This is a genomic window from Mesorhizobium sp. M0437 (genome assembly GCF_040321335.1).
In the GTDB taxonomy this organism is placed as follows: domain Bacteria; phylum Pseudomonadota; class Alphaproteobacteria; order Rhizobiales; family Rhizobiaceae; genus Mesorhizobium.
This window is the reverse complement of the sequence record NZ_JAMYRK010000104.1, coordinates 1-11,974: the sequence shown is the minus strand read 5'-3', so window position 1 is coordinate 11,974 and position 11,974 is coordinate 1. Positions and strand designations below refer to the sequence as shown.

The window sequence follows — 11,974 nt, the reverse complement described above, 5'->3', positions numbered from 1 at the left end:
GAGGCGTCGCTGACCCCGTGCTTGCGGCACAGATCGGCAACCGATACCCCGGCCTCATGTTCCTTCAAAATTCCGATGATCTGCTCTTCAGAGAAGCGGCTACGTTTCATGTCCTGGTCCTCTCGATGGGCCAGAACGAACTTCAAACCGGATTAGATAAGAGGGGCAAGGTCAGCAGCACAGCATGAGCCATGTGACGTTATTGACCGGGCCTGAGCGTCGTCGTCGTTGGCGTGAAGAGGATCAGTGCCGGATCCTGGCCGCGGCATTCGCGCCCGGGTCCACAGTGGCGGCGGTAGCGCGTCAGTACGATGTCGCAACCAGCCTGATCTATAAATGGCGCCGCACGGTGAGAGCCCGCGAGACGGGCTTTGCCGAAGTTGTCGTGGTTCCCGATGAGCCTGTCGCCGCTTCGGTGCAGGCGGCGCCCCTAGCGGTGATCGAGCTGGAGATCGCCGGCAAGGTGCGGCTGCGGATACTGCTGACCACGCCGCCGACACGTTGCTCCAGATATTTGTCGCAAATCGCGAACTGGCGGTCAGGGTAGGCGACGTGCTTAAAGGGCTTAAAGAACGTAGACAATCTCATCGTACAGAGTTCGCTGCGGAGCATGATTGGTTTGACCAAGTGGAATCATCGTTACGCTGGAAGGCGGCGGGTCAGTCTAAAATACTCGGCGCTCAAATAGGCCTCTACATACGAAGGCACCTTCAGATCAAATAGACCGTCCGAGACGCAGCTGCGCCGGTATTACATCCAAACTGCCTGAAAAACTACGTCTCTCATTCGGCGCACTGTCGCCTTTCCAACAGAATGAATCTGGCGAAGGTCATAATCTGTTGCGGCTGCAAGCTGTCCAACGGTTAAGAAGTTGGCCTCGACTAGCAGGGATATCTTATGAGGCGTAAGGCCATAAGGATATGCGGGGGACTTGGCGAGAACCTGAATTGGTTTAAGAAGGATAGCCAGCCCCTGTTCAATGGCCAACGGCGGCAGGGATATTGACTGAAAAGTCTGACCGGAGACATGAATTTCAGCAATCTCACCGGAGCCCGATATCCACTCTTCCATTGCTTCAATAGTGAGCCTTTGGCTTGGCATTTTGTCCAACAGGTTGCAAAGGTTCAGAGCAAATACCGCCCCTCTGCCGCCAGACTTTAGAGCCCTTGAGGCCTCCCGGCGGGCTACAAAGCCAAGATATTCAAGCACCTCAAAGATCTTTGAAAATTGCGCAATTAGCTGCCTATGGACAAGCACCCGGTCCTGAGCGCTCGTCCTTTGCCTATGGGAGGGTCGCACCGCGTGATCCACGATCGCTTCCATGACTTCCCGAGCTGGATTGATTAGTGGCTCGTAGACGCCGAGCTTCGGTGCCACCTCATCCATAAGAGGCCAATAATAATCCGTGGCCAAGGCAAGAAGGCAGGTATTAACGTCGGGAATGCTGATCTTCACAGTCGTGTCAAAGCGATTACAAGCCAGAATGAAACCGCGCATATTGCCCACAACTGCGCGGCCTATGATATTGGCGAATTGCTCAGGCGAGAGTCTGTCAGAGAACCGGTCCGCCGATGCAAGATGCGGGTAGCGCGCGCGCAACACATCAACAAAAAATTGCCTGTCGCGAGATATATCTGAACGGCTAATTTCGATGACCGTTGAGTCGTTGTAGACGTCGAATCGAGTTCCAAATTTAGTGACGCCAGGGTAGATTGATGCTTTACACGAAACTAAACTACTAGAAATTGTCCTAAAGAGATCGAAGAATACCTCAAGCGGCTTCTCGCGGCCGATATGTGCTGCGTCGTCGAAAAGCAAGACGACCCGCTTGTTAATTGATTGAGCTAACGCGACCAGGTTTTCTTGGAGTGAAGCTTGGTCGCTGACGGTAGGGAACGTATAGTGATTGTTGCGCGCGCTAAGTTCATCTTGTATTTTTTTCGAAAGGAGTTTGCAGAAGTGTCCGATGTACTCGTCTCCATCCGACTGCAAAAGCGGCAGGTAGCGTAGACTGACATAAACGGCTACGACGAGATTCGCCTCTGCCATCCTGCGATGCGCTTCTATCAACAAAGCACTCTTCCCACTGCCCCTGCCGCCTCGAATCAATACCGGGCCGTGTGCAACCAATTTCCTGATAATTTGATCGTCACTAGAAGAGAATTTATGAAGTGCTTCAAATTCGTTAGGGGGGCATTCCTCCGCTGCTAGTATTAAAGTGGAGTCAACCTCCTCTTCTGCTGGGCCGATCACGGAACGACTCCTCTAAAAGCGATATATTCTTCCACGGCATCGTCAGCTCGAATTGAGGCATATGCCGTCGGAACAAAATGAGAGGCGAGCCCTAATACCGAAAGATGCAGAAAGGTGTCCCTGATCAGAGTCTTTACAGTGATTTCGTCCATCTGAAGGGCGCTGCTGAAAAATTCCCAGTGCACCCCTTTCGACAATTGCGAATATAGCTGGGAGCATTTTCCTTTTGTGGAAGGTATAAAATCCTCGGGGTCAATTGTTAGGACGTCTTTCAAGGCCTCGTCGGATCGTGAACTGACATGGTCAAGCAAGCGATCCAATGCAGGCCTCCAAAAAATGTGGTCAATGTGCCTTGAGAAGAGCGAACGGCTTATTTTCGGCATATCATGGTCGGCGTCCCAAAGATTAGCTACTGGTTTGTCATCCGACAGCACATCGCTCGCCCAAGAAAAGGCGGATCTGACTCGTTTTCCGGGCACATATTCCGGCTGCGCTTGGAATTCACTCAGATAGAGTAAACGGAAAGGATCTAAGCGGCCGAGAAGTGCTGCCGCACCATTTTCGAGGATCACTCTGCTGCAAAACGGTCCAAAAGTTGTCGTATCCACCGACTGATCGCTACCCAGGAACTGAACCGCTCTTGTGGAAAAATCGGTGATGGATCCTTTGAGCTGCTCGAGCGCGCTCTTGCCAACGCCCGTATCAGTAGGCCTGCCACATAGCAGATTTGCCAAGCCCGTAATGGGTATGTTCGGTTCTGTAGGCTTGGGGGGTGCGCCAGCAGGAAGTAACGATTTCACTCCCCGGATCAATTTTCGCGCTCGTTCTCGCATATGCCCCCCGCTAGAACGCTAATCTAAACGAGGCTCATGGTCCATCGGTTGTATTCACTATTAGGCCGGGTCCCCAGTGGTGATGGTGGTCGGACAAACTAAGTGGGGCATGGCGTGATGACCCATGATACAGTGGACACGCTTGGCGTTGACGGCTGGCTTATCGGCGGCTCGCCTTTCCCGATTGAGAAGGGCGGCGATCCGCCGATAGCCATAGGTCGGCCGCTCACTGACCAACCTTCGGATGGTTGGCAGCACCTCTGCATCCTCGGACTTGCGATAGGGACCACGACGCTTCGACTTGCCGTTCAGTCGCTCGACTAGGTTGGAGCGGGAGACACCCAAGGTATCGGCCACCGTCTTCATCGGGAACCGTCCTTCGACAACAAGAGCGGCCGCGAGATCGGTTTTTTTGACTGGGCTTTGGAAAGGGCCTCGCGCAGTATCTCGGCTTCCAGCGTCTTGCGGCCGAGCATGCGCTCCAGCTCGCGCACGCGTTCTTCGAGCTTCTTGACTTCGGAATTGCCGACGACAGGTTCGTCTGAATCCACGGCGGCTGCCCCTGCCTCGCTCAAGAATCTGCGCCACCGATAAAGGAGATTTGGCGCAACCCCATGCCGGCGGGCGGTAGACGATACCGTGGGCTCGGCGGGCTTTGCTGATACGACCCAAGGCTTACTCGGCTGCCTCGTCCTAACTACGTTGAGGACGATTCCTTGGGTGTCTTGTTGCAAGGCAGCATATCTGGCAAGTTCCTCGCGTTTTGGGAGAGGGCCAACAACCATGAAATCATTTTACGTGGGCAGCGTGTCCGTCGCAGCAATGGTGACTTGTATCACCTCATTCGTTTCAACCACCGTCCACGCCGGTTCGAGCGCTTACGAAACTGGGTATCAGAAAGCCGCCTATTTGAATTGTTCTCAAACAGTTTACAACGAAGACGCATTCGGAAAATTTATGGCCCAAGACGGTAAATATATAAACACCCGCGATTATAAGCGTGGCTTTGCCGCCTTGGAAGCCGGCCTGAAAAGTGATCACCGCAGCAAAGTGTGCTTCGATGCCGCTCGCGCCAGCGGTTCGTGGACGGCCCGCTGACGGGTTTAACCAGCCCCATCGAACTCGACCTTTAGTTGGTTGCTCATCGGCTCTCTGTGTAACGGCGAATTCCTGCCAATATTCTGTACCGGTGCGTTCCCTTGCCAGATCGCAGCCGCGCTCGGCATGGCCTGCGTGCAACCGTTTTGGGCGATCACCCGCCGCACAGCACGCGCCAGACGTCGCTCCAGAAGTAGGTTATGGACGAAGCAATGGCGCCCGCTGCAATACCAGTGACACCAAGCGCGCCAAGCCACATCAGCCTCCAGCGCGTCACCTCGGCCGTGACTTCCTTAACGCTGGTCATGTCGCCATTGAGTTTGTTGACCGCGCGTCGGTGGCGCTCACGCGCTCCACCAGCTCGTCGGTCTTCTGATACATCTTCGCCCGGCTCGCGGCGGCTCACTGTTCCGATTGCTCGAGCTAAGGGCGGCTCGCGCGTCGCTATCTTTGATGTCGCGCCGGATCTCGGTGATGTCGCGCTGCATGTCTTCCGTAGCCTGTAGCAAGCCGCCGATTGTCATTCCCAAGCTTCTTGTTCCAGACGTCGGCATGTGCCCGCCTTCGACGCTTTAGCGCCAGCAGCCGCGGCGCTGGCCGTTGCGGTCATTGCCAATGACGCGCTCGTAACCAGGCCGATCAGCGCCACTGTGCCGGCCGGTCTAAGGCTGTTTTGAGGAACCCCGCGCAGCTCGGGCAGGCGTCGACTGGCATGCCACTCCCGCGCAGGCCAGAAACACAAAGATCATAAATCAGACATGCCCTGATTAACCCGAGAGTTCGCCTGGAATGGGACGGGTAAGCGTGTCGAAAAAGGCAACTTTTGGGTCACAAGCGGCCCGAAGATGGAGCGATTTTGCCGCAGAGTCTGAAACAAAGCACAAAGTTCTGAGCGAAGTATGACCACTATAGAACTTGGTCTCGCCGCCCTTTCTGACCACCAGGACTGCGTGGAAAGCGAACTGGAAACCGGCGGAACCACCACCGTTTGTAAACGGCGTTCGCATCCTCAGGGCCGAGCGGTATGCCCCTCATGACCTCATGATACCTTTTTCGTTCATGTTCTGCTGCTCATGACTAGTCCCGTCGTGGACCCTCCCGGCGTCGACAATTCGTAACAGCGGGGTATACCCTGAGGTGACGTAACATCACGCAGCCTAGGCGATGTAACATCTGGGTTGACAGCGACTATTTGTGACAGTGTAGCCTCGGGCTTAAACCTTGAGGTGACACTGCATGAGCCGGATTGGCTACGCCCGCGTCAGCACCGTTGATCAAGATCTCGACACCCAAATTGCCAAGCTGAAGGCCGAAGGCTGCGGTGTCGTTCGGTCGGAAAAGGTCTCCGGTGCCAGCCGTGACGGTAGAGCCGAACTCGCTACCATCATCGACTTTCTCCGACCCGGCGATGAGCTGGTCGTCACCCGGCTCGACCGGCTCGGCCGCGACACCCGCGACGTTCTCAACCTGATCCACGAATGTGAGCAGCGTGGAGCTTTCGTTACTGTCCTAGACCCACACGTCTCGACCCGTGGCGAAATGGGGCACGTCGTCCTGACGGTCCTGGGTATGGTCGCACAGATGGAACGGCGGTTTATCAAGGAGCGGCAGCGCGAAGGCATCGAAAAAGCCAAGGGCATCGGTGTCTACACGGGTGGCAAAGCACGTATCGACTACGAGCGGGTATTCGAACTCCAACGCTCCAACATGGGTGTATCCGAGATAGCGAAGACCATCGGCTGTTCGCGGATGCAAGTTTATCGTATATTGCGAGAATAGATTGACTATTGTAGCATCTACGACGTCACTGACACTGCGTGAAATAGAGAGGGTCAATAAAACATTCGACGAACGATGCCACAGGAACAGCATCCATTTGGCAACCTGCGCGCATCTGGTCAAGGCGCCAATGTGGAGGAGAACTCATCATGTCCCCCAAGTTTGCCGACGATATTGTTCGGCTCGCACACAGCTTGCCATCAACGATCTCTTCGATGTGCAATAGGACGTTGTTTGATGCAAACTTAACTCCACCCGGCGCAAAAACTTGGATATGAAATTGGTGTGGGAAACGTTGGTCGGCCTTAGCCATTTGCAAATTTCCCCAAGCCCGTATGACTACCGTAGGGAACTTAGGCGGCGGCAGAACTTCCGGAATGATTGCGGTGATCGGTGCCCCAGCATCCATACTTGCTTCAATCGATACTCTCTCCTTTCCGTTTCGTTTCACTCTGAACGGCATTTCGCCATTATTTTTCGTCGTGATATCGACGTCCGTTTTGCCTTTAATAGTTCCACCCTTAACTGTTAAATGTATGAGCGAATTCCTTGGCGGCCCGGAGACCCAGCGGCGTGTAAAAAATGTCGCGTCTTCGGCTGTTATGGTTTTCTTGTTAAAATAAGCAAAAAATTGGCTATCCCTCTGCATACACTCCAGCCATATTTGCGCCTTTTCGTTAGATACATCTGAATAGAGCGACCAAACAGACTCATCTCTGGTATATTGCTGTTTGAAATAGGAAAGTGTGCTTTGTCGGAATTGCGACGACGAATCGCTTTGGTATCCAAATTGAACTGGAACACCATATATGGGTACTGTAACGGAATAGTTGTCTTTTTTGGACTTGTCGTCCGCGATACTATTCTGAATAATTGAAAGCGTGTCCAACGCAGTTCGCGTATTATCCTCGAAGGCGCCTATCGTTGGGATAAGAACAGAGTCGCACTCGCTGGCATGGGCCTCGGGACAAGTCGTTATCGCTATTAAGGCAAGCGGAAAAAACAAAATGCTACGCATTTCATTTGTCCTTCGTCAGAGGACGATTTTAGCTCAATTTGTTCAGGCAAGGAAGGAAATTCGACCTTTTTCTGTTCCGGGTACCGACTCCGCTCGTCATAGCTAGTGGATAAAACGGACGATTATGTCAGAACGGCTAAGGTCCGACTTGGCAGTGGCGCTAACTGTGTGCTTCGGGGTAGTGCTTCTTGTGATGGCCTAGCAGGCTGTTGAAAAAGGCGCTCGCTGCAAGGTTCCGACCGTGATTTATTGGCTCCGAAGAGAGTCGGACGTGACGAGTGCGCGGCGGCGATGATCGGACTGGCGAACTGTTCAGATCCTATGAGGAGGGTGGATAGCGACCTACGCTGTGGCAAGGTGAGGTCGCGTAATCAACACCTTACCCTGGAGGCAAGCATGCCCGTAGCAGCTCACCAACCCAAAGCGCCGACCGCTATCCGCACCGATCTTGGCGCAATTTTCGTCTCGTTGGAATTGAGTCGCTCGAAATGGTTGATCACCTCGCTGTCGCCGGGTGGCGGCGAGAAGATGTCGAAACATTCGGTGGCGGCCGGCGATGTCGCCGGCATGCTGGCGCGATTTGCCGAGCTCAACAGGAAGGCGCAAGCGCGGACCGGGCGGCACTTTCCGATCATCGTGATCCAGGAGGCCGGGCTCGACGGCTTTTGGATCCACCGCGTGCTACAGGCCGAGGGGATCGAAAGCCACGTCGTCGATCCGGCGTCGATTGCGACCGCGCGCCGGCGGCGCCGGGCAAAGACCGACAAGATCGACGGCGAGGCGCTGGTTCGGGCATTGCTGGCCTATAAGCGGGGTGAACCGCGGGTGTGCGCGATGCTACGGGTGCCGATGCCCGAGGAAGAGGACCGCCGCCGCATCTCGCGTGAGCGCAAGGCATTGACGAACGAGCGCGTGCGCCACGTCAACCGCATCAAGGGCCTGCTGTTCAGCCAGGGCGTATCCGGCTACGAGCCGTTGCGCCGCGATCGGCGCAAGCAACTGGCGGCGCTTCAGACCGGCGACGGCCGGCCCTTGCCCGCACATTTGAAGGCGCAGATCGGCCGGGAACTCGATCGACTGGAACTGCTACTGGAGCAGATCAAGGCGGTCGAGGCCGAACGCGATGCCATGCTCGCTGCTGCGCAGGCCGTCTCGCCAGCACCGGCGATGCTGCTCAACCTGAAAGGCATCGGGCCGGAGTTCGTCATTGTCCTCTGGTCGGAGGGGCTGTCGCGTCATTTTGACAACCGACGTCAGGTTGCCGCCTATGCCGGCCTGGCGGCGACGCCCTGGAAGAGTGGGGCGATCGATCACGAGCAGGGGGTGTCGAAATCTGGCAATCCGACTCTGCGAACGACGCTGGTCCAGATGGCCTGGCTATGGGTGCGCCATCAACCGCAGTCAGCGCTCACCTTATGGTTCAAGGAGCGGGTGAAGCAGAACAACGGCCGGCTGAAGAAGACAATGATCGTGGCGCTGGCCCGCAAGCTGCTCGTGGCGCTGTGGAAATACATTAACGCCGGCGTTGTCATCGAGGGAGCGATCATGACGGTCGCCTGATGCGCTACACCCATCGAATTCTGCCATCTTCCAGGATCTGATCAGTCCTGGCGGATCCGAGGTGGACGAACCGGCACGTAGCGTGGCTTCAATCGCCGTTGTCTCAGAATGGTCTCGTCTTCCTGAGCCCCTGTCCGCCGCAAGCGGGATGTTGGTGCCGCTGTTTCGAACAGCGACCGTATATAAGTTGGATCTGGCTCGGGAAACGAGCCGCGTCATGCAATCGGGCTCAGACCATGGATACCGTAAAACCAACGGACCCAAAAAAGCGGAGCCCTAAAGGCCTTGACACTCCTCATATAAGCTATGTGGACCTCGAGGCGCGGCGACCGGCGGGAAGTTCGGTTGCAGAGACAAGCCAATTCCGCAATTCTAGGCGAATCTGCAACCTCTACAACATCACCACGTCCCAGGAGGCCATCCGCCAGTGGACCCGAGCCTTGCGGGACATACTAGGCAACCTTGAACCCTCAATTGACATGTACCCCAACCAGTTCGGCCCTGTGGTCCGCAACGCCTCGGACGGCGAACGGGAACTAGCTAGCCTGCGGTGGGGGATGCCTACGCTCCTGGAGCGCGTCAGGGGCAATGCCGACTCCGGCACAACCAACATCCGCAATCCCCAGTACGACCACTGGCAGCAATATGTCGGTGTCGAGCATCGGTGCGTCGTCCCGGTGACCAGCTTCGCGAAGCCCAGCCCAGTGAAGAACGAGAAGGACCCCGAGACCATCCAACGGAGCTGCTGGTTTGCCTTGAATAAGACCTAATCCATGAGTGCGAACAAAAAGGCGCATTCGTCACGGTGCTCGATCCGCATGTTTCGACGCGGGGCGAGATGGGCCACATCGTGCTGACGGTGCTTGGAATGGTTGCGCAAATGGAGCGGCGCTTTCAGAGAACAACAGCGCGATGGCATAGCGCAAGCCAAACGCGATGGCGTTTAAAGAGGTGGTAAGCCGCGGTTTGATAAGGGAAAGGTGATGGCTCTCCGTGATGAAGGCCAGTCCCCGACGCAAATCGCGAAGCTAGTAGGCTGCTCAAGGATGCAGGTCTATCGAATCCTCAATCAACATGCAGCGGGTTTCGAAGAAGTCGCGCTAACGAGCGGGTGAAACGGGGGCGATCCTTGTAGCCAGCGCAGCCGTGTAGATAAAACAGCAGCTATGGATTCACTTACCTCGATTGCATCGTTTCTTCGATCTCCATCATCACCGATGGGGTAGGGGTTGCACGATTTTCCGCTATTTTACCCTTCGCCTTGGTTGCCAGCGCCATCGGCTGGCTCTGGCCACCAAGGCGAGGGAAGCTACGCGAAAAGTCGACGTCGCACTGTTCTGCGACCAAAATAGAGGTTGCTAAATAGTCTGCGGCCGGTGATTGTAACGAGCTAGGGAGGCAATCAATGTTCACGGCGCAAAGTGCACGGCTTTGGGTGGTCGGGTACACTTTGGCGATTACTGCTGGGTTAATGATATTTCTGGCGCTCTCCCAGCAAATAGGCATGCGCTTCGACTTTGGAAGGCAAGAGAATTTTCGACTCATCGATGTGATCCTCCCCACCTTTCTCGGCTATTTGGGCGCCTGCGCTCATTTCATTTTCAATCCGAATGGCGGTCGTGAAATTGACCCGCGCAATTCGGGCCTGCTTCGAATGATGGTGCATGCGCCATTCTGGATATTCGCAGCGTTTGTGATCAGTCTCTTCTATGTTCATTACCAAACCCATTTACCGCAACCTCCTGATGCACCTCGGGTTGATCCACTGCAGTTCGATACGCTCAGCCGCTTTCTGTCGGTCGCGCTCGGCGTGCTTGCGGCCACTATCGGTATTATTTCGAGCTATTTGTTCGGAATCCCACCAAAGAGAATGGAAGACGCATCTATTGCTGACACTCCAGCGACCGCATCTACCCGAGGCCCCAACGATACCTGAGAGGTCCGCAAAAATGCATCGTTTAGCTTTCTTGGCCTTTTTCACCGTTGCAACGGTGCCCGCAGATGCCGAGACAATGGTACACTGGAATGACATCAGCATCCGGATTCCTCAGTCTTTTTCCTTTGAAATACGTGGTCCCATGAGGGAGGCGGATCGGCTAAAGAAGAAGGTTGTTGATTGCGCGTTGTACAATCTGCGGACCAAGTGCTTCAAGGAACGGAAGCTAAAGGCTGGTGAAGAGTATGGTGCGAATTTAACTTTTGTCCGCCCTGTCGCTTTAGTGCCGACCAGCGAAGATGTTGATGGGGTCATCTCCTACAGCAAATTCTATACGAGCCAGCCACCAGACGAATTTACTGACAAAGTGATCTCCGGCCTTGAGGAGTTTAGGTACGTCCCACCTGACGAGGATTATCTGAGGAACATACCCAATTCCTTTACCCCCCTTTCCGCCTTGGACTATCAAGATGTAGGCTACTCGCTCGCGTCCAGCACTGTTGGCGGCACTTCCATGCTGGAGCAGTGGCGATCTCTGGTTGGCAAGTTACCGTCACGTGAGTGTGTGGCGGATGACCAGCCCTGCTCCGTAACGTTGAAGGCGAGTGACGACGGACGGGAGGCCCTAGCTCTATATGCAGTATGATAATCTCACCTGGAGTCGGCAGTTTACCATCGGACTGTGAGATTGTTGCCTTCGAAGGAAAGGCAGGTTGGTACGTGGCGAGCTATCTTGGCCCAGAAAACTGTGGCGGCTGCGGGGCTGGCAGCGAAGGAGAGTGCGACTTTGTCACGACCGACGATTTTGACGCCATGTCAGCGAAAATCTCGGCCTCCATTGCCAATAGCAAGCTTCAAATGAAGCTAAAAATAGTCAAAAGACAATCTGACCGACTTGTTCTAGCTGGTAGTACGGATGCGGTCGATTCTAAGTTCTTCAAGGGGTATTACGACCGATCTAGCGCCTCGTTTTTGGTCTGGAAATTGGATGACCAGCCGAATGGGTACACGATTTATTCGCGTATGAATGTGCTCGTCAGCGCAGAGCCGAGCAAGATCGGAAAAAACTACCGCGATTTGGGCATAATGGAAGGCGACGAGAACCTTGCTTGGTTCCACAAGGAACTGACCAAGATTCTCGAGGACAGTCTGAAGGTCAACTTCAGTAGCTTCACGAAATGCGATGTGCTGTCGAACGAATGACCTGGAGTTTCTGCTCGGATTGACGCTACTCGACGGGAGCGCCCCTCGCTAGGAACCGGTGGTCCCGCATTGCGCCTGACGGCGGTGCTATCCTGATGCTCCTACGGCCGCCCCGCCCCGCTGCCTTGCTTGTTGCTATACGGCTGGCCTTTCTGTTGCTGGTCTGACCGTCCTCCTGACGACTTGCACTAAATTACATCGATACCCTCCGGCGAAGGCCGCCTTGCGAGAGGACGGCACGGTAGCGAGGCTGCGCTCTTAAGGTCGCCCTTACGAGCGAAGTTAGCAGCACAG

The 11,974-nt window shown here is 55.1% G+C and carries 13 protein-coding genes and 2 pseudogenes; 9 read left to right on the top strand and 6 right to left on the bottom strand.

What is annotated here, in order from left to right; all coding sequences use genetic code 11:
* Positions 1–110 (bottom strand): transposase (locus NKI72_RS32445; RefSeq protein ID WP_352829787.1); only part of this gene is annotated, 110 nt, incomplete at its 3' end.
* Between the two features lie 74 nt (positions 111–184).
* On the opposite strand from NKI72_RS32445, the gene tnpA reads away from it, so the two are divergent.
* Positions 185–547, top strand: coding sequence for an IS66-like element accessory protein TnpA (gene tnpA / locus NKI72_RS32440; RefSeq protein WP_352851956.1), 363 nt, complete (start codon positions 185–187; stop codon positions 545–547).
* Positions 548–750: 203 nt separating this feature from the next.
* Here the strand turns inward: tnpA and NKI72_RS32435 are convergent, their stop codons facing one another.
* The 3 genes and pseudogenes from NKI72_RS32435 to NKI72_RS32425 form a co-directional block, all read right to left on the bottom strand.
* Entirely contained in the window at positions 751–2,253 is a 1,503-nt protein-coding gene (locus NKI72_RS32435) for a hypothetical protein (protein WP_352851955.1), read from the bottom strand.
* Positions 2,250–3,053: a hypothetical protein gene (locus NKI72_RS32430; protein WP_352851953.1), complete on the bottom strand. Its 804-nt coding sequence runs from the start codon at positions 3,051–3,053 to the stop codon at positions 2,250–2,252. The genes NKI72_RS32435 and NKI72_RS32430 overlap by 4 nt, the downstream gene beginning before the upstream one ends.
* Positions 3,054–3,200: 147 nt before the next feature.
* Positions 3,201–3,727 (bottom strand): annotated as a pseudogene (locus NKI72_RS32425) (transposase); the annotation flags it as partial.
* Positions 3,728–3,869: 142 nt separating this feature from the next.
* Here NKI72_RS32425 and NKI72_RS32420 point away from each other — a divergent pair.
* Positions 3,870–4,184, top strand: coding sequence for a hypothetical protein (locus tag NKI72_RS32420; protein ID WP_352851952.1), 315 nt, complete (start codon positions 3,870–3,872; stop codon positions 4,182–4,184).
* 154 nt (positions 4,185–4,338) lie between these two features.
* On the opposite strand, the gene NKI72_RS32415 is transcribed toward NKI72_RS32420, so the two are convergent.
* A complete protein-coding gene (locus tag NKI72_RS32415) occupies positions 4,339–4,491 on the bottom strand; it encodes a DUF1515 family protein (RefSeq protein WP_352851951.1) in 153 nt (50 codons plus the stop codon).
* Between the two features lie 929 nt (positions 4,492–5,420).
* On the opposite strand from NKI72_RS32415, the gene NKI72_RS32410 reads away from it, so the two are divergent.
* A complete protein-coding gene (locus NKI72_RS32410; protein ID WP_352851950.1) occupies positions 5,421–5,963 on the top strand; it encodes a recombinase family protein in 543 nt (180 codons plus the stop codon).
* Positions 5,964–5,988: 25 nt separating this feature from the next.
* On the opposite strand, the gene NKI72_RS32405 is transcribed toward NKI72_RS32410, so the two are convergent.
* Positions 5,989–6,981 (bottom strand): hypothetical protein, encoded by a 993-nt coding sequence (locus tag NKI72_RS32405; protein WP_352851949.1) that lies wholly within the window; start codon positions 6,979–6,981, stop codon positions 5,989–5,991.
* A 396-nt stretch (positions 6,982–7,377) separates the two neighbouring features.
* Here NKI72_RS32405 and NKI72_RS32400 point away from each other — a divergent pair, with 396 nt between their 5' ends.
* The 6 genes and pseudogenes from NKI72_RS32400 to NKI72_RS32375 all read left to right on the top strand — a co-directional run bounded on the left by NKI72_RS32400 (position 7,378) and on the right by NKI72_RS32375 (position 11,680).
* Positions 7,378–8,541 carry an IS110 family RNA-guided transposase gene (locus NKI72_RS32400; RefSeq protein WP_352851948.1) on the top strand — a complete coding sequence of 388 codons (1,164 nt, stop codon included), beginning with the start codon at positions 7,378–7,380 and terminating at the stop codon, positions 8,539–8,541.
* Positions 8,542–8,777: 236 nt separating this feature from the next.
* Positions 8,778–9,311 (top strand): SOS response-associated peptidase family protein, encoded by a 534-nt coding sequence (locus tag NKI72_RS32395; protein WP_502909008.1) that lies wholly within the window; start codon positions 8,778–8,780, stop codon positions 9,309–9,311.
* Positions 9,305–9,656 (top strand): annotated as a pseudogene (locus tag NKI72_RS32390) (recombinase family protein); the annotation flags it as partial. The gene NKI72_RS32395 and the pseudogene NKI72_RS32390, both read left to right, overlap by 7 nt.
* A gap of 290 nt (positions 9,657–9,946) precedes the next feature.
* Positions 9,947–10,477 carry a hypothetical protein gene (locus NKI72_RS32385; RefSeq protein WP_352851946.1) on the top strand — a complete coding sequence of 177 codons (531 nt, stop codon included), beginning with the start codon at positions 9,947–9,949 and terminating at the stop codon, positions 10,475–10,477.
* 31 nt (positions 10,478–10,508) lie between these two features.
* Entirely contained in the window at positions 10,509–11,123 is a 615-nt protein-coding gene (locus NKI72_RS32380; RefSeq protein ID WP_352851945.1) for a hypothetical protein, read from the top strand.
* 74 nt (positions 11,124–11,197) lie between these two features.
* Positions 11,198–11,680, top strand: a complete 483-nt coding sequence (locus NKI72_RS32375) for a hypothetical protein (protein ID WP_352851943.1) — start codon at positions 11,198–11,200, stop codon at positions 11,678–11,680.
* The last annotated feature ends 294 nt before the right edge of the window (positions 11,681–11,974 follow it).